A 1,089-nucleotide genomic window follows, 5' to 3' on the forward strand; every position below is an offset into this window, starting at 1 on the left:
GATGTAGGTGAACGTTGTGCGTGCTCTTCTTATTAGCTTTTTCGGGCTATTTCTGAGCTTATTGGCGGTTTCTGTCGGCCAAGAGTCAACGTCGCCTGAAACTGTTCACCACTACACCGTCGGCAGTGTGTTTTATGATGAAGACGCACAAGTTTCCGAAACGCCACTAGCACCACCTTTTCATTCGTTTGCTAGCCTGTTAAATCGCAATGCACTGCGAGTTCATGATTCAAAATCAGAGCTTGATGAGCTCGATATTGGTTGGTTCGAAACGTTGGCTCCTCATTGGAACCGCGCTTTATCAGAAACGCCATATTTGAACGCGGGTCTGACGGCTTTCCTTGGTCTTGCGAAAGACTTCTCTCATTCAAAATATCAAATTGGAGATGGGTTAGGCTCTAATCTTATCTATCGGTTTATTCACGCTCGATAGTTCTAAGCATCTACCTTGTTGTTATTTAGTGATGTTTAGGAGCTCTTTTTATGTTTGATTCAATGATGGGCGTCTTGCTTGCCTTTTGGCATCAAGACTTTTCTGCACTTATGGCGCCAGGAAGTGCAGGGATTATTTATATTGTCGTGGCGACATTAATCTTTTTGGAAAGTGGTTTTATTCCTGCTGCGCCATTTCCGTGCGATAGTGTGGTGGTATTGTCTGGCACACTTGCGGCGGTAGGCGTGCTTGATCCTATTGCCATCATGTTGGTGATTATTGTGAGTGCGGGCTTAGGAAGTTGGGCGGCATACTTGCAAGGAAAATGGCTAAACCGCCTACCTAAAGTTCAAGGCTGGGTGAATGCTGTCCCACAGAAAAGACTCGAACAAGTCGATGTTCTTTTGGGTAAACATGGCTTAGTTGCATTGTTTTGCGCGCGTTTCATTCCGGTGGTGCGTTCGCTTTTGCCATTGATGATGGGATTACGTGTGAAACGCGTGTCAAAGTTCCATTACTTTGCATGGCTGAGCGCCATATTGTGGACGTTGTTACTGTGCGGCTTTGGCATGCTCCTGCCTTTACTTCCGGAGAATATCAGCAAGATGGTGACGATGGGGTTAATGGCTGCGCCAGTGATTACTCTTACTATTGCT

At 45.9% G+C, this 1,089-nt stretch carries 2 protein-coding genes; both read left to right on the forward strand.

Translation table 11 applies throughout. The annotated features are described in order from the left end of the window. The first annotated feature begins 16 nt into the window (after nt 1–16). Complete coding sequence (locus R7M72_RS25700; RefSeq protein WP_005477338.1) at nt 17–433, forward strand: hypothetical protein; 417 nt, start codon at nt 17–19, stop codon at nt 431–433. A 50-nt stretch (nt 434–483) separates the two neighbouring features. Beyond that, a partial coding sequence (locus R7M72_RS25705) for a DedA family protein (RefSeq protein WP_318056542.1) occupies nt 484–1,089 on the forward strand: 606 nt, incomplete at its 3' end.

The sequence above is a fragment of the Vibrio sp. YT-18 genome, assembly GCF_033337345.1.
Lineage (GTDB): Bacteria > Pseudomonadota > Gammaproteobacteria > Enterobacterales > Vibrionaceae > Vibrio > Vibrio alginolyticus.